This is a genomic window from Actinosynnema sp. NPDC023658 (assembly GCF_040639995.1).
GTDB lineage: Bacteria > Actinomycetota > Actinomycetes > Mycobacteriales > Pseudonocardiaceae > Actinosynnema.
Genome location: NZ_JBFAAX010000714.1, coordinates 1 through 2,517, shown reverse-complemented (window position 1 = coordinate 2,517; position 2,517 = coordinate 1). Strand labels below are relative to the sequence as shown.

General features: G+C 76.2%; 3 protein-coding genes. All 3 read right to left on the bottom strand.

Annotated elements, in window-relative coordinates:
• A partial coding sequence (locus AB0G02_RS33655) for an AMP-binding protein (RefSeq protein ID WP_360802439.1) occupies positions 1-886 on the bottom strand: 886 nt, incomplete at its 3' end.
• Positions 883-1,161, bottom strand: a complete 279-nt coding sequence (locus AB0G02_RS33650) for an acyl carrier protein (protein WP_360802436.1) — start codon at positions 1,159-1,161, stop codon at positions 883-885. The genes AB0G02_RS33650 and AB0G02_RS33655, both read right to left, overlap by 4 nt.
• Positions 1,161-2,517 (bottom strand): amino acid adenylation domain-containing protein (locus AB0G02_RS33645; RefSeq protein ID WP_360802433.1); only part of this gene is annotated, 1,357 nt, incomplete at its 5' end. The genes AB0G02_RS33645 and AB0G02_RS33650, both read right to left, overlap by 1 nt.

The window sequence follows — 2,517 nt, the reverse complement described above, 5'->3', positions numbered from 1 at the left end:
CGGTGAGGCCGACCAAGGCCACCACGTCGAGCCCCGGCACGGCCTCCCGCAGGCGCGCGGACGCGGTGGCGGGCAGCGCGGCGCCGGTGTTGGTGACCAGGCGCAGCCGCTCGGGCGGGGTGCCGGTCCGGCCGACGAGCCTGCCCAGGGTGGCGGCGAGGCTCGGCACCAGCGGGAACACGGTGGTGCCGTGCTCGACCAGGCGGCGCAGCAGCGCGGGGCCGGCGTCACCGTCGTCACCGATCACCAGGCACGCCCCGGCCCGGCAGGCCAGGAACACCTGGTACTGCCCGTAGTCGAACGACAGGGGCAGGCAGTCGAAGACCACGTCGTCGTCGCGGTAGCCGAGGCGTTCCTGGATGGCGGACACGGCGAACAGCACCTGGGCATGGGTGGAGATCACCGCCTTGGGCATGGCAGTGCTGCCCGAGGTGTAGATGAGCGCCACCGGGTCGGTGCCCGCGCACGGCGGGCCGGCGGGCAGCGGCTCGGACGGTTCGTCGGGCAGCTCGGCCAGCCGGTGCACGGGCACGGCGACCGACAGGCGTCCGGCGGCCTCGTCCGTGGCGAGGACGAGCCGCGGCTCGCTGTCACCGAGGATGTGGTCGAGGTGGTAGGGGCGGATGAGGTCGCTGAGCACGACGTGCACCGCGCCCAGGCGGGAGCAGGCGTGCACGAGCGACGCGGTCTCCATCGCGTGCGGTGCGAGCAGCAGCACGCGGTCACCGCGCACGACACCGCGGCGGCGCAACCACTCGGCGTGGGCCACCGACCGGCGTTGCAGGTCCCGGTAGGTCCAGGTGCGCTCCCCCCGGCGCACGGCCGGCGCGTCGGGCGCCGTCGCGGCACGCCGGTCCAGCAGGTGGTGCAGCAGGAACGCGGTCATCGGGTCGCCTCCGGGGTCGCGCCGGCGACGGTGGTCGCCAGCAGGTCGGTGAGCGAGTCCAGCGAGTCGAACGCCTCGGGCACGATCAGGTCCGCGGGCACCTCCACGCCCAGGTCGGTCTCCAGCCGGTCCAGCACCGCGACGACCGCGATCGAGTCGAACCCGGGCAGGTCGAACAACGACCGCGCCGAGCGGGGCGCGTCGGGCGGCAGGCCGAGCACCCCGGCCACCGCCTCCGCGGCCCGGTCGGCCAACTCCTGTGCCTGTGGCCGCATCAGACGTCCTTCCCGATCGTGGTGACGAGGGCGGGCAGGTCGGCGCGGGCGACCTTGCCGGTGCTGGTGCGGGGCAGGTCCGGCACGACGTGCACCGCGCCGGGCACCATGTAGCCGGGCAACCGGGTCCGGCAGTGGGCCAGCACGTCGGCCCCGGTGAGCCGGCCGCCGTCGGGCCGCGGCACGACCAGCGCGTGCAGGCGGTGGGTCAGCTCGGGGTCGGGCACCGCGACGACGACCACCTCGGCCACGTCGGGGTGGGTGCCGGCCGCGGCCTCCACCTCCCCCAGCTCGACGCGGTAGCCGCGCGTCTTGACCAGGCCGTCGCGCCGGCCGAGCAGGTGCAGCAGGCCGTCGGCGTCGCGGCGGGCGATGTCACCGGTGCGGTAGCAGCGGCGCGGGCCGTGCGGGGTGGGCAGCTCCACCACCGCCCGCGCCGTGAGGTCGGGGCGGCCGAGGTAGCCGGGGGTGACGCAGTCGCCCGCGACGACCAGCTCGCCCTCGGCCGCGCCGTCGAACGACGCCGTGCCGTCCGCGCCGAGCAGGCCGATGAGCGCGCCGTCCACCGGTCGTCCGACGGGGACGCGGCCGGCCGGGTCGGGCGGGCCGTCGAGCACGTGGCTGGTGACGACGTTGGTCTCGATGGGGCCGTAGAGGTTCGCGAACGCCGTGTGCGGGAGGGCGTGCATCAGCTCGGAGAGCGCGGCGGCGCGGAACTCCTCCCCCGCGTAGAGGACGCGCCGCAGGGCGGGCAGGCCGTCGGAGCGCACCGTCGAGCGGCGCAGCAGCGCGGTCAACGCCGACGGCACCGCGTACAGGTGGGTGATGGCGCGTTCGGCCAGGAACCGTTGCAGGGCTTGGGGGAACAACGCGTGCCGCTCGGGCACGGGGTGCAGCTGCGCGCCCGCGCCCAGCCCGACGTAGACGTCGTAGACCGGCAGGTCGAAGTGCAGCGGCGCGTGCACCGCGACCCGGTCGCCCGGCCGCAGCGGGAAGGCCCGCGCGGCCCAGTCGACGAACGCGGCGGCGTTGCGGTGGGTGATGACGACGCCCTTGGGCGTGCCGGTGGAGCCGGAGGTGTAGAGGACGTAGGCCTCGTCGTCGGGGCGCGGGCGCGGGAAGGTCGCGGTCGGGCCGTCCTGCGCGGTGACGGTGGGGACGCCGAGGTCGCCGCCGATCGCGGCGGCGCAGGCGGAGTCCGCGACGACGAACCGCTGTCGCTGCTCGGGCGCCGACGGGTCGACCGGGACGTAGGCGCACCCGGCGCGCAGCACGGCCAGCATCGCGAGCACGGTCTCCGGCCGCTTGGCGCTGAGCACCGCGACCCGGCTGCCGGGGGCGACCCGGCGCAGCAAC